17 protein-coding genes and 1 pseudogene are annotated in these 25,180 nt (G+C 64.2%); 14 read left to right on the forward strand and 4 right to left on the reverse strand.

All coding sequences use genetic code 11. The features are described from left to right. Positions 1-156 precede the first annotated feature (156 nt). Positions 157-1,425, reverse strand: a complete 1,269-nt coding sequence (locus tag OXT71_06575) for a hypothetical protein (GenBank protein MDE2926046.1) — start codon at positions 1,423-1,425, stop codon at positions 157-159. Between the two features lie 5 nt (positions 1,426-1,430). After that, positions 1,431-2,615 carry a hypothetical protein gene (locus tag OXT71_06580; protein ID MDE2926047.1) on the reverse strand — a complete coding sequence of 395 codons (1,185 nt, stop codon included), beginning with the start codon at positions 2,613-2,615 and terminating at the stop codon, positions 1,431-1,433. Positions 2,616-2,881: 266 nt separating this feature from the next. Between OXT71_06580 and OXT71_06585 the strand changes: the two genes are divergently transcribed. The 12 genes and pseudogenes from OXT71_06585 (at position 2,882) to OXT71_06640 (ending at position 17,926) form a co-directional block, all read left to right on the forward strand. Beyond that, positions 2,882-4,537, forward strand: a complete 1,656-nt coding sequence (locus OXT71_06585; GenBank protein ID MDE2926048.1) for a GWxTD domain-containing protein — start codon at positions 2,882-2,884, stop codon at positions 4,535-4,537. Between the two features lie 10 nt (positions 4,538-4,547). Further along, positions 4,548-6,281, forward strand: coding sequence for a CRTAC1 family protein (locus OXT71_06590; GenBank protein ID MDE2926049.1), 1,734 nt, complete (start codon positions 4,548-4,550; stop codon positions 6,279-6,281). A 1-nt stretch (position 6,282) separates the two neighbouring features. Then, the gene (locus OXT71_06595) at positions 6,283-7,527 is read left to right on the forward strand and encodes a tetratricopeptide repeat protein (GenBank protein ID MDE2926050.1); all 1,245 of its coding nucleotides are present in this window, start codon (positions 6,283-6,285) and stop codon (positions 7,525-7,527) included. A gap of 108 nt (positions 7,528-7,635) precedes the next feature. Next, entirely contained in the window at positions 7,636-8,856 is a 1,221-nt protein-coding gene (locus OXT71_06600; protein MDE2926051.1) for an ATP-binding protein, read from the forward strand. Between the two features lie 91 nt (positions 8,857-8,947). Beyond that, a complete protein-coding gene (locus OXT71_06605) occupies positions 8,948-11,017 on the forward strand; it encodes a hypothetical protein (protein MDE2926052.1) in 2,070 nt (689 codons plus the stop codon). Between the two features lie 11 nt (positions 11,018-11,028). Continuing rightward, positions 11,029-12,828, forward strand: a complete 1,800-nt coding sequence (locus OXT71_06610) for a hypothetical protein (protein ID MDE2926053.1) — start codon at positions 11,029-11,031, stop codon at positions 12,826-12,828. A gap of 50 nt (positions 12,829-12,878) precedes the next feature. Beyond that, positions 12,879-14,189 (forward strand): SAF domain-containing protein, encoded by a 1,311-nt coding sequence (locus OXT71_06615; GenBank protein ID MDE2926054.1) that lies wholly within the window; start codon positions 12,879-12,881, stop codon positions 14,187-14,189. A 268-nt stretch (positions 14,190-14,457) separates the two neighbouring features. Continuing rightward, positions 14,458-14,850 (forward strand): hypothetical protein, encoded by a 393-nt coding sequence (locus tag OXT71_06620; GenBank protein MDE2926055.1) that lies wholly within the window; start codon positions 14,458-14,460, stop codon positions 14,848-14,850. Positions 14,851-14,912: 62 nt separating this feature from the next. Beyond that, positions 14,913-16,142, forward strand: a complete 1,230-nt coding sequence (locus OXT71_06625; protein ID MDE2926056.1) for a putative DNA binding domain-containing protein — start codon at positions 14,913-14,915, stop codon at positions 16,140-16,142. A gap of 20 nt (positions 16,143-16,162) precedes the next feature. Beyond that, positions 16,163-16,843: a hypothetical protein gene (locus OXT71_06630; GenBank protein ID MDE2926057.1), complete on the forward strand. Its 681-nt coding sequence runs from the start codon at positions 16,163-16,165 to the stop codon at positions 16,841-16,843. After that, positions 16,836-17,492 (forward strand): DUF488 domain-containing protein, encoded by a 657-nt coding sequence (locus OXT71_06635; GenBank protein ID MDE2926058.1) that lies wholly within the window; start codon positions 16,836-16,838, stop codon positions 17,490-17,492. Before OXT71_06630 ends, OXT71_06635 begins: the two co-directional genes overlap by 8 nt. Beyond that, positions 17,489-17,926 (forward strand): annotated as a pseudogene (locus OXT71_06640) (DUF488 domain-containing protein). Before OXT71_06635 ends, OXT71_06640 begins: the two are co-directional and overlap by 4 nt. Positions 17,927-17,954: 28 nt before the next feature. On the opposite strand, the gene OXT71_06645 reads toward OXT71_06640, so the two are convergent. Beyond that, on the reverse strand, positions 17,955-18,869 hold the full coding sequence (locus OXT71_06645) for a class I SAM-dependent methyltransferase (GenBank protein ID MDE2926059.1): 915 nt from the start codon (positions 18,867-18,869) through the stop codon (positions 17,955-17,957). Positions 18,870-19,111: 242 nt separating this feature from the next. On the opposite strand from OXT71_06645, the gene OXT71_06650 reads away from it, so the two are divergent. Both OXT71_06650 and OXT71_06655 read left to right on the forward strand, forming a co-directional pair. Continuing rightward, positions 19,112-22,417, forward strand: coding sequence for a DUF1592 domain-containing protein (locus OXT71_06650; protein MDE2926060.1), 3,306 nt, complete (start codon positions 19,112-19,114; stop codon positions 22,415-22,417). Positions 22,418-22,559: 142 nt separating this feature from the next. Further along, complete coding sequence (locus OXT71_06655; protein ID MDE2926061.1) at positions 22,560-23,864, forward strand: DUF1552 domain-containing protein; 1,305 nt, start codon at positions 22,560-22,562, stop codon at positions 23,862-23,864. A 93-nt stretch (positions 23,865-23,957) separates the two neighbouring features. Here the strand turns inward: OXT71_06655 and OXT71_06660 are convergent, their stop codons facing one another. Next, a complete protein-coding gene (locus OXT71_06660) occupies positions 23,958-25,145 on the reverse strand; it encodes a selenocysteine synthase (protein ID MDE2926062.1) in 1,188 nt (395 codons plus the stop codon). Positions 25,146-25,180 lie beyond the last annotated feature (35 nt).

Raw genomic sequence — 25,180 nt, forward strand, 5'->3', positions numbered from 1 at the left:
CGTAACCGGCGCTATTTCAATGATTTGCTAGGGCTTGAGGGGCAGTGAAGTTCCGGTTAGGAAACCGCCGCTCCTTTGGTGCCTTTCCCTAATCGCCCGGTCCTGTTCGCGTCTCCCGGCGCTCAAGAATCGGCGGTTAGGAAACCGCCGCTCCGCTCACTCGATGATGGTGCCGATGACCACTTCTTCGGTGACGTTGTGGGGGCTGATGACCTCACCGCCGCAGAGGTAGAGGGTCTTGTCGACCCGGCTCAGTTCCGCCGCCAGCCGGTAGACTCCCTTCGAGAGGTCGATGCCGGTGGCCTCTCTGATCTGTTGCTCCCGCTCCGGGTGGACCGGGAATGGAGGAATCTTGGAAGGAAGGGTCCGGTAGGTCTTCTCCACGGTGTCGAACACCAGGACATCGAAGTTGGGGGAGCGCACCGTGGGGATCCGGTCCTTGTACCGATACGGATGGTCCACCGGATAGTCCTTGATGCCGCCGGCCATGATGATGAACCGGTCCCGGTAGGCGACGGCTTCCATGCCGTGCACCGGAAAGGGAAGATCCGGAAGTCTCTGCCAACGCAAGGTTTTGAGATTGAGGACGTATCCGTCCGCGCAATGGCGCAGGTGTCCCTCGAACCGGCCGTTCCTGGATTCCGCGTAGTTGACGTAGTCCCCGCCGAAGACGTAGATGTTGTCGCCGACGGCGGTCGTGGCGGGTGACTCGCGGGCCATGCCCGGCAGCGGCGGCAGGTCCCGCCATCCGGCGCCGGGATCGGCCGTGTCGAAGGCCTCCACCGAGTTGACGTAGGCGCCGGGGTGATCACCCATGAAAGGTACGGCGCCGAAAGTGGCCTGTCCCCCGATCACCACGATGGTGGTGCCGCTGACGGCGGCGCCCGGCAGAAACCGTCCCACCCGGAGGGACGGAAGTTCCTCCCACTGTTTCCGGTCCCCGGCGCCGGAGAGGCGGAACATTCGATTGCTGGTGTTTTCGTTCTGCTCCTCGGGCCAGATCACCCACCCGGTAAAGACATAGAAGTCCTCCCCCACGGCAGCGCCCTGAGGCCACTTGATGCCCACGGGCAACTCGGGCAACAAGCCGTACTCCTCGGTCCGGGTGTCCAGGATCCAGCCCGAGACGTGCCTTCCCCGGTCCCGGATCTGCCATCCCTTGCCCGTGGAGCGCTGGCTCGTCGGCTCCCAGCCTGGAAAACCGGGTGACCCGGCGGCCAGGATCAGGTCGCCGATGGACGCCTGGGCCTGACCCTTGGTGGGCCAGGGAATGGAGGGGCCCATTTCCCAGCTGATGTCGAGGATCTCCGGCACCTCTTCGCCGCCCTCACTGCAGCCCGCGCAGAGTGCCAGCAGGAGCAGAGGCAGGGGCAGGACCGTCCGGTGCCTGTGGTCGGCTGCCGGTAGCCGTCTACGGTGGGCCATGGCGCTCATTCCTCGATGATGGTCCCCACCAGGACCTCGTCGGTGACGTTGGCCGGACTGATCACTTCGCCTCCCGCCAGGTACAGCTTGCCCCGCACCAGGCTCAGCTCGGCGGCCAGCCGATAGACTCCCCGGGAGAAATCGATCCAGTCGACGTCCAGAGCCTTGTGCCTCATCTCGGGAGGGGGCCGGTAGGGAGGCAGCTTGGTGGGAAGGATCCGGTAGACCTCCTCTTCAGTGTCGAAGACCATCACCTCGAAGTTGGGAGCGGGCCGGTCGGGGATCCGGTCCGCGTGGGCGTAGGGATGGTCCACGGGATAGTCTCTCATCCCCCCGGCGATGATGACGTACCGGTCCCGGTGCACGGCCGCTTCCCAGCCTCCGGCGGGAAAGGGCAGGTCGGGAAGCCTCCGCCAGCGCAGGGAGCGAAGGTTCAGGACGTACGCATCTCCGCCGTGCCGGCGATGCGGGTGGAAATCGTCTCCCCCCTCGGCGTAGTTGACGTAGAAGCCTCCGAACACGTACACCTTCTCGCCGATGGCCACGGCGGCCAAAGACTCGCGGCCGAAGCCGGGAATGGGGGGGATTTCCCTCCATCCGCGCCCGGGTTCGGCCGTATCGAAGATCTCCACCGAGTTGATGTAGACGCCCGGATGGTCTCCGGTGAAGGGGGACGCTCCGAAGGAGGCCTGCCCGCCCAGCACGACGATGGATGTTCCGGAGGAGACTGCGGCCGCGAGAAAGCGCCCGGTGATCAGCGACGGCATCTCACGCCACCGCCATTCTCCGGACCTGCTGGACAGCCGGAACATGCGATCCGTCGTGATGTCCACGCGGTCCTGGGGCCAGCGAACGGTTCCCGTCAGGAGGTAGAAGTCGTTTCCCACCGCCACGCCCTGAGGCCAGCTCAGGCCCACCGGCGCGTCAGGCAGAGTCCCATAGTTGTTGGTACGGGTGTCGAAAAGCCATACGCTGTTGTGCCTGCCCCGATCTCGCGAGTTCCTGGTTGGGTTCCATCCCGGATAACCCGGAGCTCCCGCCGCCACGATAACGTCGCCCAACACGGCCTGCGCCTGTCCCTTGGTCGGCCAGGGCAGCGGTTTCCCGGGGGTCCAGGTGATGTCGCGGATTCCGGCGCCCGCGGCTTGAACCGGAAGCCACAGGCACAGCAACCAGGGGACGGCTCGCACGGATCCGGCAATTGGTTGAAGAGCGCCGTGCAACCGTCGCCTCACCCGACCAGCCATAATCGGATCTACTCCTTCGGATGTCCTGAATTGTTCCAAGAACAAGCGGGAGGCCGAATTGTAACAGCCTGGAGGAGAAGTGAGAAACGAGGCGCGGGGAGTGAGATCGGGAGGGGACGAACGGATCTGCTCTTCGCCGGCCCGACCTTGGAAATCCCGGCGGATTGCTGTGATATAATTTGCTTATTCCAGGAACAGGACAGGGGACTATGCGAATCCTTTACTCTCTACTCAAGACTCTGGGTGTCGCTTTCCTTTTGGTGGCGATTTCTCCCGCTCCCGTACTGGGATCCAAGGACAGGAAGACCAAGGAGGAAAGGAAACGGGAGAAGGAGGCCAAGAAGCGCGACCAGCGCCAGCGGGTGGAGGAGCAGCAGGACTACTTCAAGAAGTGGTTGACGGAGGACGTCGTCTACATCATCACGGATGAAGAGAAAAAGGTCTTCAACAACCTGAGCACCGACGCCGAACGGGACGCCTTCATCGAGCAGTTCTGGCGCCGCCGGGACCCGGATCCGCGATCCGCCCTCAACGAATTCAAAGAGGAGCACTACCGGCGGATCGCCTACGCCAACGACCACTTCTACTCGGGCGTCGAAGGCTGGTATACGGATCGCGGCCGCATCTACATCACCTACGGTCCGCCCAGCCAGAAAGAGAGTCACCACGGAGGCCTCTACCAGCGGAGAGTTCTGGAGGAAGGGGGCGGCTGGACCAACGTCTATGCCTTCGAACGCTGGTTCTACAACTACATCCCGGGGGTGGGCAGCGGCATCGAGATCGAGTTCGTCGACGCCAGCAAGACGGGCGAGTACAAGATCGCGCTCAGGCCTTCCGAGAAGGACGCCTTGTGGCAGGTCGGATCCAGCCCGACCGTCGAGGAGATGTTCGGAGGCGTCACCCGCGACGGTACGATGCTTGCGGATCTGGCCATGCGCAACATCGGGCTCAACGACGGGACCTTCATGCGGGGGGCCCAGCCGTTCGACCGGGTGCGCAACTACTTCCTTCTCAACAAGCCTCCCAAGGTCGAATTCGAGCATCTCCGGGGCGACGTGGAAACGCGCCTCCTGTACGACCCCATTCCCCTGGAGATGGTCATCGGGAACTATCGGGTGGGTGAGGACGCCTTCCTGGTCCCCCTCACCGTCCGGGTGCCGGCCCACGAACTGACTTACGACGCCGATCTTAAGAATGTCACCCGGGCGACCATCCAGGTTTATGGGAAGGCCCAGACCCTCACCGGCAATGTGGTCTACGAGTTCGAGGATCTGATCGCTGCCGACACTTCCAAATCGAAGGGATTGAAGGCGGGCACCAACTTCCTCTACCAGAAACAGTTGCCCCTCAGGCCGGGCCGGTACAAGCTGACGGTGATCCTGCAGGAAGAATCGAGCAAGCGGGTCGCCATCGAAGTGTCGTCGGTCCACCTGTCCAAGACCCAGATGGGATCCCTCACCAGCAGCACCCTGGTGGTGGCCGACGGATTCGCCTCTTCTGCTCCGGAGCAGACCCTCTCCGACCCCTTCGTGACGCCCAGCGGAATCAAGGTCTATCCCAACGTCTCCCAGGAATTCTCTCCCGGGGCCTTCCTCAGCCTCTACTCGGAGGCCTATGAAGTGGCTCTGGATCAGGCGACGCGCCAACCGGCGCTGGACGCCGAGTTCGTGATCATGAAGGGACGCGAACAGATCCGGTCGGAGGAACCCAGGCTGCTGCAGATGGAAGACCGGGTGATCTTGATGCATACCATGCCCCTGGAGGGGGTGGAGCCGGGACGTTACCAGGTCATGATGCAGCTCCGTGACCGGATCAGTGGCCAGGAGGCCTCCAAGCGCGCCAACTTCGAGATCCGGGGCGATTGAGAGATCCGGTTTGCTCCACAAATCCCTCATCCGTGCCGGGCTCCGTCCGGTGTTCCCGAGTACGTTCGAGGGTCCCCTTCAGCGTTGGTTGAAGCTCTTTTTGTTCGTTTTCGCCCTGGCGCGCCCGCTCAGCCTGCACGCCGGCGCCGCGTCCGATTCCGCACCCTCTTTTCGGGACGTGAGCGGTGAGGCCGGCCTCTCCTTCATCCACAGCAGCGGCGCGTCTCCGGAAAAGTACCTGGTCGAGACCATGGGTTCCGGGGGAGGCTTCCTGGACTACGATGGCGACGGCTGGATGGACGTCTACCTGGTCAACAGCGGCCCCACTCCCTCGTCTCCTTCGGCGCCGCCGGGAACGAACCGGCTCTTTCGCAACAACGGGGACGGAAGCTTCAGCGACGTGACGGAGCAGGCCCGGGTCGGCGATCCCTCCTATGGCATGGGCTGTGTCTTCGCCGACTACGACAACGACGGGGACGTGGACCTCTACGTCACCAACCTGGGGCCCAACGTTCTTTACCGCAACAATGGGGACGGCACCTTTACCGATGTCTCGGCTGCCGCCGGCGTGGCCGACCCTCTCTGGAGCACCAGCGCCGCCTTCGGAGACTACGACCAGGACGGCTGGCTGGATCTTTACGTCGGCAACTATCTGAGGTTCACCTTCGACACTCACCGCCGCTGCTATTCGGGAGAGCTCCTTATCTACTGTTTTCCCCACAGCTACGACGGTGTTCCCAATACGCTCTACCGCAACCGGGGCGACGGAACCTTTGAGCAAGCGAACGAGAAGGCCGGCGTGACGGAGGAGGCTCAATATTCCAAGAGCCTGGGCGTGCTCTGGCTGGATCTGGAGGGGGACGGCGATCTGGATCTCTACGTGGCCAACGACACCACGGCCAACTATGTCTTCCGGAATGGGGGCAACGGCGTCTTCGAGGACGTCTCGTTGCTGTCCGGAGGCGCCTTCAACGGGATGGGCATGGCGCAATCGGGGATGGGCGTGGACGCCGGCGATCTGGCCGGGAACGGACTCTACAGCATCTTCGTGACCAACTTCTCGCTCCAGACCAACGACCTGTACTGGAACAACGGCCAGGGGATCCTCACGGACCATACGCTCCAGGCCGGGCTCTCCCAGGAGAGCTTCCTGCCGCTGGGGTTCGGCGCCAATTTCCTGGATTACGACAACGACGGGCTGCTCGACCTCTTCGTGGCCAACGGTCACGTGTTCGACAACATCAACACCATCAATCCCAGCCTGGAATATGCCCAGCCCAACCAGCTCTTTCGAAACCGGGGCGACGGCCGGTTCGATGCCGTCTCGGCGAGGTCCGGGCCTTATTTCTCGCGCAGGAACGTGTCTCGAGGTTCGGCCGTGGCCGACTACAACAACGACGGCCGTCTGGACCTGCTGGTGACCAACAACAATCAGAAGGCGGACCTGCTGGAGAATCGGTCGGCGGGGAATCACCACTGGCTGCAACTGCGGCTCGAGGGGACTCACTGCAATCGGGACGGGGTGGGCGCCAAGGTGCGGCTTGAGGCGGGAGGCCGCCGGCTCAGCCAGGAAGTCCGGGCCGGAAGCAGCTACCTGAGCCAGAGCGATCTGCGGGTCCATTTCGGACTGGGCGCCGCGGTCAAGATCGATTCCATCGAAGTCCTCTGGCCCTGCGGCAGGCGGCAAACGGTGCCGGCCCCCGTGAATGTGGACCGTATCCTGCCGGTCAAGGAGTCGAGCTGACGTGAATTTCATCCTCCCGGCCGCCTGGGGGGTGCTTTTTCTCCTCCAGGGGATTCCCCCTCGGCCTGATCCGTTGCTGGAACGGGCTCTCCGGAAGATTGCGGTCAGCGAAGACTACGTGGGGGCTCTGGCCGACCTGGAAGCGTCGCTCCGGGGACCCGATCCCAACCCGCAAGCCCATTACCAGGCAGGCGTCTGCCACACCATCCTGCGGGACTATTCCAAGGCTCTCGACAGTTTTCGAAGTGCCAGGGAGCTGGGAGTCCACGGGTGGGAGTTGGAGCTGGGCTTCGGGATCGCCTATTTCCACTTGCATCAGGACGAAAAGGCTCGCGGACACTTCGAGAGGACTCTCTCCCTCAAGCCCGATGATCCGAACGCGCTTTTCCACCTGGGGCGGCTGGATTTCAAGGCCGGGGATGCGGCCCGGGCCTCGGAGCGATTCCGCCAGGTGTTGGCCCGCCAGCCGGACCATCAGGGGGCCCTCTTCAGCCTGGGGTCCGCCCTGATTCGCCAGGGGAAGGAACGGGAAGGGAAGAAGGTGCTGGAGCACCATCGGCGGGTCGGCCATCTGCAGGGGCGCCTGAAATCGCTGAGTCTCATGGCCGATTCCCCCAAGTCCTCGGCCGAGGTCTTTGCCGACCTGGGAGACGTCTTTCTGGAGCTGGGCCGTAAGGAGGACGCCCTCAAGGCCTACGAGAAGGCGGAGGAGCTCACGCCGGGAACGGCCCTGACCGGGCTCGGCCGGGGAACGCTGGCCTACGGACAAGGAGACTGGACGGAGGCCAGGACCCATCTCCTGACATATCTGGAAAAAGTGGGCGGAGACTGCCAGGGGTACCTCTTGCTGGGCTTGATGGAAAAGCAGGAGAAGAAGTACGGCTTGGCCCGCCAGCACTTGAATCGCGGGCTCGAGCTCTGTCCCGGGCGCCTCCTGATTCTGGCCAGCCTGGCCGAGCTGGAGCTCCAGCGGGGAAACGTCGCCGGGGCCGAGGAATTCTCGCAGAAGATGATCCGGATCGATGCCGATTTCGCGGCCGGCCCCTTCTTTCTGGCCTTCTGCCGCATTTACCAGCAGCGACTGGAGGAGGCCGAGGAGCTGGGCCGGCGGACCCTGGAACTGGACGACAGGAATCCGAATCACCACCTCCTCATGAAGGCGGTCTACCAGGCCCGCGGCGCCGCCGAAAAAGCGCGTCACCACGACGAACGGGCCAACCAGCTCCGCGGCGCAGCCGGTCCGTGAACCCCGTCGGATTCTAACGTTGAGTTGACATTGTGCATTTGAAATGCATAATGTCGATATAAAGACGGTCATTTCCCGCTTTTCCATCGACAACGATCCAGTCCCAGGATGCAAAACTACATTGAGCGTTCTCTGGAACCGGTGCTCAGGAAGGCGTTCTCCCAGTTTCCCGCCGTCGTTCTGACCGGACCGCGCCAGTCCGGCAAGACAACGATCCTGCAGAGGCTCTTCGGAGGCCGCTGCCGGTACGTCTCCCTGGAGCCTCCGGACGTTCAGGCGTCCGCGCTGCATGATCCGCGCAGTTTCTTGGAAACCTGCCGGCCGCCGGCGATTTTCGATGAGGTGCAGTACGTTCCCGGGCTGCTTCCATACATCAAGGAGAAGATCGATGCGAACAGGCATCGGACGGGGCAGTACCTGCTCACCGGCTCGCAGAACCTGTTGCTCATGGAGAAGGTGACCGAGTCGTTGGCGGGCCGCGCGGCCATGCTTCGGTTGTTGCCTCTCTCCAGACGTGAAGCCGAAGGACGGCCGCGGCTGCTTCTTCCCTGGGAACGTAGCGGGCACCCGGCTTCAATGCCGGCTTACGCATTTGGAGGACTCTGGAAAAACTTTATTCGGGGCGGGTACCCGGAACTCGTGTCCCAGCCTGAAAGGGACGTGTCCCTCTGGCATTCCAGCTATATCCAGACCTATCTCGAGCGGGACGTTCGCACCCTCCGGCAGGTAGGCGACCTGACCCGGTATCAGAGTTTTGTCCGGGTTCTGGCGGCCAGAAGCGCTCAACTCTTGAACCTGACGGATGTCGCACGAGACCTGGGCGTCGCCGTCAATACCGTCAAGGCCTGGCTCTCGGTGCTTGAAGCCAGCTACCAGGTCACGGTGCTGCGCCCCTACTTCGCCAACGTCGGGAAACGCCTCGTCAAGCGCCCGAAAGTGTATTTCACCGACACGGGGACACTCTGTCACCTCGTGGGTCTCAGGGACCCCGAACACGCCGCCTCGGGTCCCATGGGCGGCGCTATCCTGGAGACGGCGGTGTTGTCCGAGATCGTCCGAACGCTGACGCATCGAGGGATCGAGCCGCGGATCTACTTTTGGAGGACGATGGCCGGGACGGAGATCGACTTCGTGGTCGAGACCGGGGGGCAGATGGTGCCGTTGGAGGTAAAGCTGTCCGCCACGCCGCGCCGGGCAATGGCTGGTTCCATCAAGACTTTCCGGAAGGACCTGAAGGAGGCGGCGCTGTCGGGATACCTCGTTCATCCCGGTGACGTTCGTTTGCCTTTGGGCTCGGACGTAACCACATGCCCCTTCGCTGACTTGTAACCACTCTTCGATGATCAAGTCGTGGTTATCGCACAATGAAGAAAGGAGCTTCCGCGCCGGTTAGAATGGCCGGGTTTCACGAGGCGATACCATGTCATTGAGAACGTTTCTCCGAAACCTCCCCCGCGGTCACGTGGCCACCATCGCCGGGGTGGGCTGGCAGTCGGGAACCGAGGCCGCCTCCACCGACGCGGGTTGGCCCATGGGAGTGGTGCGCGACCCCCGGGGAGATCTCCTGGTGGTGGACTACCACGGCCAGCGGATCTGGAGGATCGACGGCCAGGGAATGCTGCACACCTTCGCCGGCGACGGAGTCCAGGGGTTTGCCGGAGATGGAGGACCTGCCAGGCACGCCCGTTTCGATTCTCCCCATGACCTCTGGAGGGACCCGGAAGGGAATCTCTACCTGAGCGATCTGGGGAACTACCGGATCCGCCGCATCGATGCCGCCACCGGCGTCATCACTACCGTGGCCGGGTGCGGGGTCCGGGGCCGGGAAGGGGACGGAGGCCCGGCGACGGAGGCGCAACTGGACATCTCCTCCGGCATGGCCAAGGACTCGCAGGGCAATCTCTACATCGCCGACGAACCCTCGTCCACGGTGCGGAAGGTGGATACCCAGGGCATCATCCGCCGTTACGCCGGCATCGGCGTCGGGGGATACAACGGCGACGGGATCCCGGCGTTGGAGGCGGCGCTCTATCACTGCGAGCACCTGGCGGTCGATTCCCGAGACAACCTCTACATCTGCGACAACAGCAACGACCGGATCCGCAAGGTGGACCGCCGGGGCATTCTGACCACCGTGCTGGGCAACCCCTATCCCGTGGGCGTGGACTGCGGCTCCCTCCGATCCTCCATCGGCGACGGAGGCCCGGCCTCCGCCGCCTGCATCATCATGCCCGACGCCATCTTCATCGACGCCCGGGACAATCTGTATGTGGCCGAGAAATACGGTTTCCGCGTGCGCCGGGTGGACGCGGCCACGGGCATCGTCCAAACCGTGGTGGGTACCGGGATTCCCGGGTTCGGCGAGGACGGTGATGCCGGTCCCGACAGCCGGATCAATTCCTGCGAGTCCGGTCTCTGGGCCGATCCCGACGGCACCACCTTCTGGGGCGATTGCAGCGGGCGGCTGAGAAGGGTGGACGGGAGGACCGGCGTCGTCTCCACGGTGCTGGGGGGCTCGTCGGTGAGAGATGGCGGTGTGGCGACGAGCGCCTTCATCACGGGTCCCAACGGCATCGCGGCGGGACCCGAAGGCACCGTTTATTTCGCCGACCTCTGGGGTCAGCGCATCCGGGCCATCGACCTGGAGACCTGGCGGATCCGGACCGTCGCCGGGAACGGCGTGCGCTTCTACGGCGGGGACGGCGGGGCAGCCGTCGACGCCTATCTGGGCAACCCTCACGACGTGGCCCGGGGGCCGGAAGGCGAGATCTACATTGCCGACACCCGCTACAACCGAATCCGGAGGGTCGATTCTTCGGGCTCGATTGCGACCCATGTGGGAACCGGCATGAGCTACGACTCGGGAGACGGAGGGCCCTCCGTCTCCGCCGCGGTGACGGCCCCCCTCTCGGTGGCCGCGTCGCCCCGGGGCGAGGTCTACCTCGGAGACTCGGTGGGGCGAATTCGCCGGGTCGATCCCGCCACCGGGGTCATCACCACCGTGGCCGGCACCGGGAGGCCGGGATTCGGTGGAGACGGGGGACCGGCTCGCGAAGCTTCGATATCAGGACCGTCGGCCCTGGCCCTGGACCGGCAGGGGAACCTCTATTTCGCCGATACCGGAAACCACGCCGTCCGCCGCGTCGACGTCGACGGGCGAATGCGGACCGTGGTCGGGACGGGACGGCGGGGGCGGGCTCCCGACGGCGCCCGGGCGGATGGCGCTCCTCTCGACTCTCCACGTGGAGTGGCCGTGGACCGGGAGGGCAATCTCTACATCGCGGACACGGGCAACCACCGGGTGCTGGTCTCGACCCGGGAACGGGGCGTGCGCGTGCTGGCCGGCACCGGTGAAGGCGGAGAATCGGGAGACGGGGGTCCGGCCTCCCGCTGCCGTTTCAACCATCCTACCGGCTTGGCGCTGGTAGAGGGATGCCTGCTGGTGAGCGATCACTACAACAACCGCATCCGGGCCATTAAACTGCAGTGATGTCTGGAACCATGAATCCGATCGGCCTTTTCAAATTACTGCTCCTGTCACTGATGCTCGGCGCATGCTCCCTGGAGAGCGGCGGTCCGGGAGACACGCCGGCCCCGCTTCCCGACGTGGCCACGGGGTCCGCGAGCGCCCTGGGCACGACGGCGATGACCGTCAACGGCAGCATCCACCCGCACGGACGCTACTCCACCTACTACTTCGAGTACGGCCTTTCGACCGAGTACGGATCGCGCACCGGGGAGACGCCGGTGCCGCCGCGGCTCGGCGCCTACTATCACGAGACCTGGGACCAGGGCCTCGGAGGATGGGCCAGTTGGCTGACGGCCGAGAGCATCGAGGCGGGAGGCGCCGAGGGCGGATTCGTCCGGTTCTCGGAGCCGAGCCGCCACGATCGCAATCACGACGACGGGATCGGCACCCTCCATCTGACCAAGTACCTCTGGACCGGATCCCTGGGTGCGGGAGAGGACACGTCCCGCGCCTGGCTGGGTGGGGGCGATCCGGATCTCCGGGGGGCACGCGTGAGCCTCTGGGCCAGGGGAAACGATTGGCGGCCCAACGGCTCCGAAGTCTTGTGGTGGACGCAGAGCCAGAGCAACATCGAGCTCGGGCACCAGCCGGGATGGCGCCGCGCCAACTGGGCCTACACGGGTTATACCCTCACCGATCAACTGCTCGACGGACGCTGGAACCTGGTCGATTACCGGTTGCTGAACGATTCCGCGCAATGGACCTATGGGGGGAACAATCCCACGCTCCAGGGAGAGAGCGCCGCCCGCTACGCCTACTGGTCCATCGATCAGGCCCAGGCCCACGTTAATTGCGACTTCTTTCACCTGGCGGCCACGGTGGACATCGACAATCCCCCTACGGGCTCTCTGGACTTCGACGACTTTCGGCTCGTCTACCGGAATCATTCCCTGGTCTATCCGTCCAACGGCGGCAAATTGATTCGCTGGCCGGAAGGGGCGCCCGACGCTCCGGCCCAGCTCACCGACGGATGGCGGCACGGACCGGGCCGCACCTGGCGCAGCGGGAGCCGGCCGGATCAGCCTCAGGAGTTCCTCTTCGAACTGGACCGCGAGGTCACAGTGAAGACCATCCAGATCCATCAGAATCCGGAGTGGCCGGGTAAGGAACTGGAGGTTTTGGCGTCCGAAGACGACCGGCAGTATGAGACGGTAGCGACCCTGACCCTGCCGGAAGAAGCCGAACACGGACCCAACTTCGCCTTCACTCTGGAAACGGGCCTCGCGGCAAAGGCCCGCTATCTGAAGTTCCGGCTGCTCTCCGGCTACCGGGACGAGCACTGGGGACTGGGTGAGATCGAGGTCTTTGGCAGCGGCGCCCGGATGCTTCCGGATGACGGCCTCTATTACGTGAACACCGACCTGGAGGGTCTGACGCCGGGCGCGACGGTCCACTACCGGCTGGTGGCGTCCAGCGCGGAAGGAACCGTCTACGGCGAGGACCGCGCCTTCACCGTTCCCGAAAGCCGCAAGCCCCGCGCGCGAACCGGGCAGGCTCTTCGCGTCGGAACCCGCGAGGTCAAGGTCCAGGGCCGGCTCAACGCCATGGGACTCCGTTCCCGGTATTACTTCGAATACGGGAACAACCCGGGTTACGGCTCCAGGACGCCCGAGCAGTATGCCGGGCAGCAGGTCAGCCCCCGCACCGTCTTTCAGGAGATCCGGGGCCTGAAACCCGAGACCGGTTACCACTATCGTCTGGTGGTGGCCAACGACGAGGGCGTCTCCTACGGCGGCGACCGCAGCCTCCACACGGAGTCCGGCTCTCCGTAATTCGCGGTCCCGTCCCGGCTCCTGCCGGGCGGCACGGCAAGGGAGCGGCCATGAATCTGCACCAACTGCTTCAAAGGCGGCTCGAAAGCCGGGGGCCGGTGCGTGCGGGTCTCATCGGCGCCGGCAAGTTCGGTTCCATGTTCCTGTCCCAAGTGCCGTCGACCCGCGGTCTGGTGGTTCCGGTCATTGCGGATCTCGACCCGGACCGGGCGCGCCGGACCTGTCTGGCCGCAGGCTGGGACCGGGAGTTGGTGGACCGCACACGCATCGTCCGCGACGGCCTGGAGCTGGCCGCCGCCGATGACGTCGATGTGGTGGTGGAAGCCACCGGACAGCCTCTGGCCGGACTCGCCCACGCCCGCAGCGCCATTCGGGCGGGGAAGCACGTCGTCATGGTCAATGTCGAGGCCGACGTGCTGGCCGGCCTGGAGCTGGCCCGGGAAGCGGCCGCCTCGGGAGTGGTCTATTCCATGGCTTACGGCGACCAGCCGGCTCTGATCTGCGAAATGGTGGACTGGGCTCGAGCCTGCGGTTTCCGGGTGGCCGCCGCCGGCAAAGGGACCCGGTATCTGCCCTCCTACCACGCGTCGACTCCGGAGACGGTCTGGGACCATTACGGAATCACCGCCGAGGCGGCCCGGGCCGCCCGGATGAATCCCCGGATGTTCAATTCGTTCCTGGACGGGACCAAGTCGGCCATCGAGATGGCGGCGGTGGCCAATGCCACGGGGCTGACTCCGGCTCCCGGCGGGCTGACCTTTCCGCCCTGTGGAGTGGACGAGCTCGCCCAGGCGCTCTGTCCCCGGGAAGCCGGCGGCCGACTGCACCACCGGGGCCAGGTGGAGGTGGTCTCATCTCTGAACCGGGACGGCAGCGCCGTGGAAAGGGATTTGCGCTGGGGAGTCTACGTCGTGGTCGAGGCGCCCAACGATTACACCGCCGCTTGCTTCTCGCAATACGGCCTGAGTACCAATGAGTCGGGTGGTTATGCCGCCCACTACAAGCCCTTTCACCTGATCGGGCTGGAGCTGGGCATCTCCATTCTCTCCGCCGTGTTGCGCGGCGAGCCCACCGGCTGCCCGACCCGTTTCGCGGGGGACGTGGTGGCGGTGGCCAAGCGGGACCTCCGGCAGGGGGAGGTCCTGGACGGCGAGGGCGGCTACACCGTGTGGGGAAGGCTCATGACCGCCGCCGACAGCGTGGCGTCGCACGGTCTGCCCATCGGCCTCACCCACGGCGTCCGGTTGCGCCGCGATGTTCCGGCGGGCCGCTCCCTGAGCTGGTCCGACGTGGAGATCGATCCGGATCTGGAGGCTGTGCGGCTGCGCCGGGCCATGGAGCAGACCCTGGCGGAGACTTGAGTGGACCGACACCCGATCCTGGTCGTCGTCGCTACGGGATTGGAACGTTTCCCTTGATCGGCAACACGCAAATTCCCGGCTTGATCACGCCGGCTCGATATCGGTGTGTATGAAATCCCCTCCCTACCGGGTACCGGTACAACACCGGCAATGGGATGACCATGGTCGCCTCCGACAGATTCACGATATTGGGGATTGTCGATAAATGGACAAATAGGAGTAGTATTTTACTATTGATAGTGAAAACGTCTCTCGGTATCATCACGGAATGCAGATTTCGGAGATCACAGCCGTCATTCGCCGGGAATTGGAACGCCGCGGGACCAACGCCTACCGGGCAGCCGTGGACGCGGGGCTGCCCCAGAACGCCATCCGATCGGTCCTCCGCGGCCGGGAACCCGGAAGCGAACGCCTGGCAGAAATCTGCCGGGCGCTGGAACTTGAATTTTACGTCGGGCCGCCGAGAGGGCATCGCCAGGAGACGATCCAGGAGGTGGACGGGACCCCGGAATTGCCGGCCGGGGAACCTCATTGGGTGGCCCGGCTCCAGGCCGGGTTGCAGGAATTGCAAGCCCAGTTGGCTGTTGCGCACGAGGACATCAAGGCGTTGCGCCGACAGATCGGGCCGCGACAGGAGCCACCGCCGGAAGCGCTGGATTGACCGGCCGTTGCTGGACACACCGGCTCCCGCTCCACCGATTAGTTAATAGATTGGGAAATGGAATGACCAACGCCGAACTTGTCAGACGAATCCGGCTCGGCGAGGACTCGACTCTGGAGTTCAAGCGTGTAGTAGTGGCTGTCGGCCGCGTATCGGAACCGAAGCGCAATCCCATGGCAGACGAGTTGGCCGCCCTGGCCAACGCCAGAGGCGGCACCGTGGTCCTGGGTGTAGACGACGAGACCCAGGAGATTCTTGGTATTCCGCTCCAGGATCTGGATGCCGTCGAAGGCTGGGCGCAGGAAATCTGCAAGGACTCCGTGAAGCCGGCGCTCAATGCCGATATCCGAAAGTTGGAGTTGCCGGCCCGGAATGGTCAGTTGGTTCCGGTCGTTCGCCTGGACATTCCCCGTAGCCTGTTCGTACACAAGAGTCCGGGCGGATATTTCCGCCGGATCGGCAGTTCGAAGCGGGAAATGGCTCCGGAGGTTCTGGCTCGACTCTTTCAGGAACGTAGCCAGACTCGAATGATCCGGTTCGACGAGTCCATTGTGCCGGGGACCGCGACGGGCGATCTGGACTATGCGCTGACGCGCCGATTCCTTCGGGGAGAACCCGATGAGGACGGCGTCACAGAGACCGCGGCGCGAAAGCTTCGCCTCGTGGCCGACGACGATGAGGGGCGGGCGCGGATCACGCTCGCCGGTGTCCTGCTGTGCACGCGCGAACCACGAACGTGGTTGCCTCACGCATACGTGCAAGCGGTCAGCTACGCCGGGGAGCGCACCGACATCGACTATCAGACTGACGCCCGGGATATCGGCGGGTCGCTCGACGTTCAGGTCGCCGAGGCGCTGCATTTCGTGCGCCGGAACATGCTCGTGCGTGCAAGCAAAGCGACCGCGCGTGTGGATCGCCCGCAGTTCAGCGATCGGGCGGTGTTCGAGGCGTTGGTTAACGCGGTGGCGCACCGGGACTACTCGGTGGCGGGCGCGCGCGTGCGGCTGCACCTCTTCGGGGATCGCCTTGAACTCCATGTCCCGGGCGCTCTGGCGAACACTCTCACTCCTGACAGCCTGCATTTGCGCCAAGCCAGCCGGAACGAGCTGATCGTCTCACTGCTGGCGCGCTGTCCGGCGCCTACCGGCCTTGGCCGTGTGAATCTAATGGACCGGCGGGGAGACGGCGTGCCCATCATCATGCAAGAATGCGAGAAGCTGTCCGGTCGCCTCCCGGAGTACCGGCTGATAGACGACAGTGAGCTGCAGCTCGTGATCTGGGCAGCCCCGTAACCGGCTGGACGGGATCCGCTATGCCTGTGAAACGGGTCGTGTGCCTGGCGAACTCTCGGAAGCTGGCGGAACGGTGCGTCGCCGGCCGGGAGTGGATCGGGGGCCGCAGAGTCGGCGCCTGGGTTCGACCGGTGAGCGATCGCGAGAGTCAGGGGGTGTCCGAGTACGAGCGGCAGTACGTTGACGGCAGCGATCCGCAGGTTTTGGACATTATCGATATTCCGGTGCTGGAACATCGCCCGCAGGACCATCAGACTGAGAACTGGTTGCTCGATCCCAAGTGCTACTGGGAGAAAGCGGGCCGCCTTACGCCGATCGATTTACCAACGTTCGTAGATACTACCGCCCCACTCTGGGTCGACGGATACAGTACGTTCAAGGGCCGGAACGACAAGATCCCGGTCTCGGCGATCGCTCCAGTTACCGATTCGTTACGACTTATCCGTATTGACCGTCTGCAGCTTGTCGTGTGCCGGCCCGGCGAGGCCTTCGGAAACAACAAGCGGCGGGTTCAGGGTCGTTTCCGGCACGCGGAGACGCAATACGCGCTCTGGGTCACCGATCCCAGGTACGAGAGAAAGTATCTTTCGAAATTGGACGGCACCTATGAACTCGGAGAATGCTACATCACGATCAGTCTGGAAGAGCCGTACCAGGACTCCTGCTACAAGCTGGTCGCGACCATTTTCGAGGTTGATTGACAGCAGCCCGATGCACCAGATTCACGGCAAGGTCTTCACCATCGGCCATTCCAACCACGAGATCGAGGGCTTCGTCGAGCTATTGCGGCAACACCGGATAGATGCCTTGGCTGACGTCCGCTCGGCACCGTACAGCCGCTTCAATCCGCAATTCAATCGGGAACCGTTCGCCGCCGCCCTCAAGGAAAAAGGGTTCCGATACGTATATTTGGGACGAGAATTGGGCGGCCGGTCCGACAACTTCGAGTGTTACGACGAAGAGGGACGTATCGTTTTCGATCGAGTCGCCGCAACCGGGAAGTTCAAACGTGGACTTGCACGCGTCGTTGACGGAGCCGCCAGACACCGCATAGCACTTATGTGCGCGGAGAAAGAGCCGCTCGAATGCCACCGGACGCTGCTCGTCGCCTGCAAACTCGACAATCGGAGCGTCGAGGTCGACCACATTCATGCTGACGGCAGCCTGGAGTCGCACGACCAAGCGATGACTCGTCTGATCAAACTCGTACTTCCGCGTGAGGGCCCTCTGATTCGCCAGACTGAACCTCACAGGGATGTGATGATCGCCGAGGCCGTTGAACGCCAAGTGAGGCGCATTGGCTTCAGGGACAAGAGTCTGGCCGCCACTTTCGCGGAGTCAATGCAATGAAGTTGTCCACCATCGGATTCACCAGAAAACCCGCCAAGCGTTTCTTTCACCTGTTGCGCAAGTCGGGTGCCCGGCGGATCGTAGACGTGCGGATCCACAATACCTCCCAACTCGCCGGCTTCGCCAAGAAAAACGACCTGACCTACTTCCTCGGCGAAATTTGCGGGACGGACTAAGTCCATCTGCCCAGCCTCGCCCCCACCAGGGAGCTGTTGGGTGCGTATCGAAAAAAGACCATTCGCTGGGGCACTTTTGAGAGGCGTTTCATCGCACTGATGCGCCAGCGGCGAATCGAAGCGACGACGCCGAAGGATGTGCTGAGCGACGGTTGCCTCCTGTGCAGCGAGGACCGACCGCACCATTGCCATCGCCGGCTGGTGGCGGAGTACCTGAACCAACATTGGGGCGGAATCGAGATCGCCCACTTGCGATAGCCGGAGGGCGAGGAATTTCTTCCCCTTCTCACGCCGGCTTCGGGCCGGCGGCGCTCCTTCTCAGGTGAAGGCACCAGGTGATGGGGGCCAGAGGCGGAAGATCGGTTCGTCCTTCCAGATACTTGCGGTGGTGATCCGCCGGCGAGTCGTTGCCGACGATCTCCCAAAGGTCGCGCGGGTTCAGGATGGCGCCCACGCGGGCCGGGTCGAAGCGCGAAATCATGGGTTCGCCCCGTTTCTCCACGAACGCCATCAGCCGGGAAAAGAGATCGCGGTCTTCCGGCGGCACGCACTCGGCCGCGATCAGGTAATCGAAGACGATCTCCGATCCCGAACTTGCGATCTCCGCCAGCCGATCCAGATTCTCGAGAATGGACGCCCGGGTGAGGTAGTAGGTGACTCCCATCCAGTTGAAGAAGGAGCGTGCGCCGAGATCGAACCCGGCGGCAGTCAGCGCGCTTCGGAGGTCGCCTCTCTCGAAGTCGAAGGGAACCAGACGCAAACGAGCGGGAATCTCCAGATTCGCGGCGGCCAGCCGTTCCACCTTCAGGCGAATCATCTCCGCCCGGTCGACTTCGAATACGGTCAGATCCAGGTCCGGCCGGCGGAAGGCGAAGGAATCGAAGCCGGAGCCCAGGATCACGTACTGGGTCGCGCCGTTTTCGGCCGCCGTCTCGAGCGTTTCTTCGGCGAACCGGGCGCGGGTCAACTGCTGGATGCTGATGGGCACCAGTTTGTTCATGACGATCGTCGCCAGCACCCAGTCGAGGAGACGCGACGCTACGATTCTTCGCCACCGCTTTCCCAACAGGTGGATGGCGAACGGATCTTCGAAGATATGGGGTTTCCGGTGCCGGAGCAGGTGCCGGGCGCGGCTCACCGCCGCGAGTTCGGCGGTGCGGCTGGCGCCGGTGCTGTCATGTTCGTCGGTTGGTGCGGCCACGGCTTCCTTTCGTCCGGCTCGGCCTGGATCGCTACGGCGCCATTGTATCCTGGTTGAGCTGGGCCGGCACATCGTTGGTCAGGGCGGCAGGCGGGAATCTCACGGCGTGAAGCGGCGTCGAAGGACGGGTTACAACCAGCCGTCGTTGCAGTAAACTTCTAAACCACAGTCCGGTGGCCGCGGAGCCGGACCGTCCGAACATGACGCCGGGGGTCCCCGGATTCCGGGAAGGCAAGGGAATTATGCCGTTCTTTCGACGTTTTGCGTGGGTGTCTTTGCTGGTCCTCTGGAGTTCTGCGGCGGCGACCCCCGCCGCCGAGACCGGCGGCGATGTGTTCCGGGAGCTGGCGGTCGAATACCGGGACCGTATCCGGCCTCTGACGCAACAGTACTGCCTGTCGTGCCACTCCACCGAGAAGCAGGTGGGCGAGCTGGACCTGGAGCAGTTCGCGAACCTGGCCGACGTGAGGGGCGGCACCAAGTCCTGGCTCAAGGTCATCGAGATGCTGGACAACGGCGAGATGCCCCCCGGGTTCGCCAAGCAGCCGGCGCCCGGAGAGAAGCAGCATCTCAGGGACTGGGTGGACCGTTACCTCCAGGCCGAGTCATTGGCCAACGCCGGTGATCCGGGTCCCGTCGTCCTGCGACGGCTCAACAACGCCGAGTACACCTACACCGTCCGCGACCTGACCGGCATCGATCTGGACCCGGCCCGGGAGTTCCCCACCGACAGTGCGGCCGGCGAGGGGTTCACCAACACCGGGAATGCGCTGGTCATGTCGCCGGCGCTCCTGGGCAAGTACCTGGACGCCGGGAAGGAGATCGCCGGTCACGCGGTGCTGGTGCCGGACGGGTTCCGTTTCTCGCCCCATAGCACACGGCGCGACTGGACCGACGAGGTGCTGGGCCGGATCCGCGGTCTCTACGGAGAGTACGTGGAGACGGCCGACTTCGGAGTCGGTTCGGCCGTCGGCAACCTCGCCGTCCACAGCGACACCCGCATCGGATCGGCCGGACGGTTGCCTCTGGAGAAATACTTGTCCGCCACTCTCTCGGAACGGGACGCCCTGCGAAGCGGCCGGAAGAGCGTCCGGACCGTAGCCCGCGAACGTGGTCTGAGCGCCAAGTATCTGAATCTGCTTTGGACTCATCTCGCGGACCGTAAGACCACTCTCCTGCTGGACCATCTCCGGGCGGCTTGGCAGAGTGCCGGGTTGGAGGACGTCCCGTCGCTGGCGAGCCGGATCAGGGATTGGCAGCGAGGCCTCTGGACCTTCGGCCCCGTGGGTCTCATCGGACGGAAAGGGGGCCCCTCCCGCTGGATGGAGCCGGTCGATCCTCTGGTCACTCAAAAACGGGTCTGTTTTTCGGTGCCGCAATTCGCCGACGGCCGCAAGCCCGAGGACTTGGTCTTTTCGCTGGTGGTGGGGGATGCCGGTGACGGGAACGATCACGATTACGTGGTTTGGCAACGGCCGCGCCTGGCGGCGCACGGGCGGCCCGACATTCTGCTGCGGGACGTGAAAAGGCTCGCCCAAGCCTTGGATGGAGGGGCCGCGGACGACACCTCCGAATGGGGGCTGGACCCGGGACTCTTCGGCAGGCATCCGGACGGGCGGGCCGTCGACGCCGACTCGCTCTGTGTCCAGGCGCCCTCGGTGATTCAGATCCGCATTCCGGGCCGTCTCGCTGCCGGCTACGACTTCGTCACCACCGCCGTGCTGGAGGAGCAGACCGGAAAAATGGGCAGCGTTCAGGTCGACCTGGCGCCCGGCGCCGCGGCGGCAGATACCAGTCTCCTTCCCAGCCAGGTCATGGTCACCTTCTCGAGGGTCACGCAGGTCTTCTCGGAGAGCCGGGCCGTCTCCTTCTTGAAGCCCATCCTCATCGCTTCCGAGAGTCCCATACGGGCCAGCATGGAAGCGGCGTTCGACGAACACCGGAAACTGTTTCCGGCCACCCTCTGCTACAACCAGATCGTACCCGTGGACGAGGTTCTCACCATCAACCTCTTCTACCGGGAGGACGACCACCTGGCACGGCTCATGCTGGAACCGGAGGAGGAAGCGCGGCTCGACCGGCTCTGGGACGAGCTGCACTACGTCAGCCACAGCGCGTTCCAGCGGGTGTTGGCCCTGGACCTGCTGGAGGAGGCGTTCCAGGGGAACGGTCTGGAGGACCGGACTCAGTACGAGGCCGTGCTTCCGCTGCGCCGTCTCTACGACCGGGATGCCGCCGACTTCCGTAAGCGTCTCCTCCGGGACGAGCCGGTCCAGCTCGACGCCCTGGTCGATTTTGCCCCCCGGGCCTATCGGCGTCCCCTGAGCGGCGATGAGAAGGACCGGTTGCGCGGCCTCTATCGCCGGCTTCGCCACGAAGAGATGGACCACGAGGAGGCGTTCCGGTTGACGCTGGCCCGCATGCTGGTCTCGGCGCCCTTCCTGTACCGGTTGGAAGAGGCGCCCGCCGGTCCCGGCGGTCCGGTCTCCGATTGGGAGTTGGCCAACCGGCTGAGCTATTTCCTCTGGTCGTCGCTTCCGGATGGGGAACTCCGATCTCTGGCTGCCGCCGGGCGCCTGCAAGACCCCGAGGTCCTGTCCCAACAGGCCCGGCGCCTGCTCAAAAACCCGCGAGTGCGGCGCCTGGCCACCGAGTTCGCCTGCCAGTGGCTGCACATCCACGAATTCGACACCCTGGACGAGAAGAGCGAGAAACACTTTCCCGAGTTCGACGATCTGAGGACGGACATGTACGAGGAGTCGATCCGGTTCTTCACCGACCTGTTTCGGCGCGACGCCTCGCTGCTGACTCTGCTGGATTCGGATCACACCTTCCTGAACCAGCGGCTGGCCCGCTTCTACGGAGTCGAGGGCGTGGAGGGGGAGAACTGGCGCCGGGTGGAAGGGGTCCGATCGCAGGGCCGCGGCGGAATCCTGGGCTTCGCCACGACCCTGGCCCGGCAGTCCGGCGCCTCGCGGACCAGCCCGATTCTGCGGGGCAACTGGGTCAGCGAGGTCCTCTTGGGGGAGAAGCTTCCCCGGCCGCCCCAAGACGTGCCCCAGTTGCCCCCGGATGAGATCGCCACCGACGGTCTGACCGTGCGGGAGCTCGTGGCGCGGCACAGCAGCGACCCCCAGTGTTCCGGCTGTCACCTGAAGATCGATCCCTTCGGTTTCGCCCTGGAGGGGTATGACGCCATCGGGCGCCGCCGCCAGCACGATCTGGGAGGGCGCGTCATCGATACTCGGACCACCCTGCCGGACGGGACCGAGATCGACGGCTTGTCCGGACTCAGGGACTACCTGGTCCGGAAACGGCGGGACGCCATTTTCGGCCAGTTCTACCGCAAGCTTCTGGGTTACGCCGTGGGCCGCGAGGTCCAACTCTCGGATCAGCCGCTCCTGAACGAAATACGGGACCGGATGGCGGAAAACGATTACCGTTTCTCGGTCGCCGTCGACATGATCGTCCGGAGCCGGCAGTTCCGGGAGATCCGGGGCCGGGAGCTGCAACTGGCCCGCTCGGCGGGAGCGGGAAACCTGGAATGAGGGGGGATTGGAGCCCCGGCCGGAAGGTGAATTCCGCTCCGCGGGATGAGTCGCCGGTCGTATTCCGCGGCGGCGATTTTTCGCGGGTTCCTGTGCTAAAATCGCGGCCAAGACCCTTGGACCTGGACCAGTGAGGCGCATCATGAAGATTCAGCAACATTCTCGTCGGACTTTCCTGCGTGGGGTCGGCGTCACCATGGCGTTGCCCTGGATGGAGTCGCTGCCCGTTTGGGGCGCCGCAACCAAGGCGGCCGTCAACGGCGGAAACCAGGCGCCGCTGCGCTTCGCCGTCCTGTTCTCCGGCAACGGCTTTCACACCAAGCATTGGTGGGCCGAGGGAGAAGGATCCGAAATGCGGCTGGGCCGGGTGCTGGAGCCGCTGAACGATTTCCGCGAGAAGCTGACCTTCGTCCAGGGCCTCTACAACGAAGAAGCCCTCAAGGGGAACATCCACAGTTCCCAGACCGGCAACCTCCTTTCGGGAGCGCCATTGGAGTCGGGAGGGGGAATCCGCTCCGGGACCAGCGTGGATCAGGTCATCGCCCAGCGCTATGGACGGTCGACGAAGGTATCGAGCCTGGTCCTGGGTTGCGAGCGGTCCAATCCGGGAATCCACAAGAACTACTCCATGCTCTACAGCTCCCACATCTCCTGGAGCTCGCCCACGGCGCCCACGCCTCTGGAACTCTATCCGGCCCTGGCCTTCGACCGCTTGTTCAAGGACGAAGTCGAGCGCGGAGACCGGAGCGTGCTGGATGCCGTTCTGGAAGAGGCCCACTCCTTCCGGCGGTCCATCAGCTCGCGGGACCAGTACAAGTTGGACGAGTACCTCAATTCGGTGCGCGAGGTGGAGCAGCGCATCGAGCGGTCCGGCAACAAGGGCGAGTTGCAGGGTTGGCGGCCGACCCTGGACAAGCCCAACGTGCCGCGTCCTCCCGACGGCATTCCTCAGGATCTGGAAGAGCACATGCGGCTCATGTGCGACATCGTGGTGCTGGGATTTCAGACCGACGCCACCCGCGTCTGCACCCTCAAGCTCAACAACGACCACAGCTACCTCTTGTTTCGCCACCTTGGCGTCGACGTGGGCCACCACGAGCTGTCTCACCGCAACAACGAAAAATGGCTGCGGGTGAATCAATTCTTCCTGGAGCAGTACGGCTACATCGCCCGGAAGCTGGACCAGATCCAGGAGGGAGAGCGGACGGCGCTGGACAACTCGGTGCTCATGTACTGCTCCAGCATGCTCACAGGCCGGCACGACGCCACTCAGTTGCCGGTGGTGCTCCTGGGCGGAGGTGGCGGCCAGATTCAGGGGGGACGGATCCTGGACTACCGGGAGCGGCCCAACCGGAAGATGTGCAGCCTCTACTTGTCGTTGCTCGACAAGTTCGACGTCCACCTGGAGCACTTCGGCGACTCGGACCAGCGTCTGACGGAGATCTGAACCGTCGGGTTCTCTCCCGATCCATCACCGGCTGGATGTCCGAAAGTTCCAGGGAAACCCGCAAAGGGACCTCTCTTCCGGGTCCCACTCCTCTCAGACCGCCGCTTTCAGGATCTCGGCGATTCGCCGGGCCACGATCTTCGCCTCTCCCGGCTGCAGGGTCCACACCAGGACTTCCAGTTCCTCTTTCTCCCAGGGACGGGCAATGATGGAGGGCTCCCCGTCGCGGAGCTGTTCGACGACCTGGTCCCGGTGGACCGGGACCCGGGACCGGTCCCATCCGATGTGCAGTTGAGGCGAATGGTTGGCGATGGGGGGGACGAACCTCCGGGTCCGGGTTCCCGGTATCTTCTCGACGCTCCTGGCGATGGTTTCGACCCGCCGGTCCCACTCTTTCCAGTCCTTCTCGTGATCGAGCTCGAGGTAGGTCTCCACCGCCACCATCATGGCCAGCATCTCTTCCTTGTTGACCTTCATGCCCCGGCCGATGCTGTCGGCATGGGGCAACCCGTTGAGCCTGGCGGCTGCGATCAGGTCCTTGCGCCCCAGCAAAAGCCCGGTGCTCTGAGGACCGCGCATCGCCTTGCCCCCGGAGAAGGTGACCAGGTCGAACCCCATGCGGATGAACTTGCCGAGATTCTCCACGGGTGGGACGTCGGCCGCGCAATCGATGAAGGTGGGAATTCCGAGCTTCCTGCCCAGCCCGGCGAACTCGGCCGCCTGAATCTGGCCCTTCTCGTCGGCCAGGTTGAGAAACAGCATCATGACCGTCTGTGAACCGGCTGCTGCCTCCAGTTCTTCCGCCGTCTCCACCTCCACCATCCGGACCCCGCAGTTTCGCACGGCGTGGTCGTAGACGAATCGATGCGACTTCTGGATGATGACCTCGTCGCGCATTCCGGAGGTGTCCGGGAGGCGGCGGATGAACTCCTGGTTTTTCCCGGTCATGCAGGCGGCCGTGCCCAGCGTCAGGGCCGAGGCGGCCCCGGCGCTGACCAGGGCGGCCTCCGAGCCGACCAGGGAAGCGATCCGCTCGCCCACGGCGTCGTGGAGTTCGTCCAGGTTGACGAATTTCCGGGTGGCGTATTCCCAGGCATGCATCACTTCGGGCCGCATCAAGCTGCCCGAAAGGGCCGTGGAGGTTCCCGCCGCGTTGATGATGGGACGGACGCCGAGTTCTGCAAAATAGTCTCGATTGTTCAATCTGCCGAACAACGGGCGGAAATTGGCCAGGAAGGGCGAGGTCGACAATAGGGTCAGGAACCATCTCCGGTTGAACATGGGCCGGTCTCCTCCAAAGGCGGGTTCATGGGAAT

Source organism: Acidobacteriota bacterium, assembly GCA_028874215.1.
GTDB lineage: Bacteria > Acidobacteriota > UBA6911 > RPQK01 > JAJDTT01 > JAJDTT01.

Coding starts and splice junctions, on each gene's coding strand:
- OXT71_06575 (MDE2926046.1), bottom strand. CDS start 1,425: ATGGCCCACCGTAGACGGCTACCGGCAGCCGACCACAGGCACCGGACG.
- OXT71_06585 (MDE2926048.1), top strand. CDS start 2,882: ATGCGAATCCTTTACTCTCTACTCAAGACTCTGGGTGTCGCTTTCCTT.
- OXT71_06600 (MDE2926051.1), top strand. CDS start 7,636: ATGCAAAACTACATTGAGCGTTCTCTGGAACCGGTGCTCAGGAAGGCG.
- OXT71_06605 (MDE2926052.1), top strand. CDS start 8,948: ATGTCATTGAGAACGTTTCTCCGAAACCTCCCCCGCGGTCACGTGGCC.
- OXT71_06610 (MDE2926053.1), top strand. CDS start 11,029: ATGAATCCGATCGGCCTTTTCAAATTACTGCTCCTGTCACTGATGCTC.
- OXT71_06615 (MDE2926054.1), top strand. CDS start 12,879: ATGAATCTGCACCAACTGCTTCAAAGGCGGCTCGAAAGCCGGGGGCCG.
- OXT71_06620 (MDE2926055.1), top strand. CDS start 14,458: ATGCAGATTTCGGAGATCACAGCCGTCATTCGCCGGGAATTGGAACGC.
- OXT71_06625 (MDE2926056.1), top strand. CDS start 14,913: ATGACCAACGCCGAACTTGTCAGACGAATCCGGCTCGGCGAGGACTCG.
- OXT71_06630 (MDE2926057.1), top strand. CDS start 16,163: ATGCCTGTGAAACGGGTCGTGTGCCTGGCGAACTCTCGGAAGCTGGCG.
- OXT71_06650 (MDE2926060.1), top strand. CDS start 19,112: ATGCCGTTCTTTCGACGTTTTGCGTGGGTGTCTTTGCTGGTCCTCTGG.
- OXT71_06655 (MDE2926061.1), top strand. CDS start 22,560: ATGAAGATTCAGCAACATTCTCGTCGGACTTTCCTGCGTGGGGTCGGC.
- OXT71_06660 (MDE2926062.1), bottom strand. CDS start 25,145: ATGTTCAACCGGAGATGGTTCCTGACCCTATTGTCGACCTCGCCCTTC.